Annotated in this window: 1 protein-coding gene; it reads left to right on the forward strand. The window is 44.9% G+C overall.

The window, feature by feature from the left end; translation table 11 throughout:
• Positions 1 to 234, forward strand: a 234-nt coding sequence (locus tag CP965_RS14055) for a hypothetical protein (protein WP_206732311.1), incomplete at both ends; no start/stop codon positions are given.

Here is a 234-nt window from a genome sequence, read left to right on the forward strand (position 1 = left end):
ATACAGATACTATAATATCAACAAATGAGCCAGAACCAGAACCTGAGCCAGAACCAGAACCAGAACCTGAGCCAGAACCAGAACCAGAACCAGAACCAGAACCAGAACCAGAACCAGAACCAGAACCTGAGCCAGAACCTGAGCCAGAACCAGAACCAGAGCCGAATTCTGTACCAACAGTAGAAGTATCAGATTTAACAGCAGAAGTAGGCGATAATATAATTGCAGAAGATG

This window comes from Halarcobacter mediterraneus, from assembly GCF_004116625.1.
Classification (GTDB): domain Bacteria; phylum Campylobacterota; class Campylobacteria; order Campylobacterales; family Arcobacteraceae; genus Halarcobacter; species Halarcobacter mediterraneus.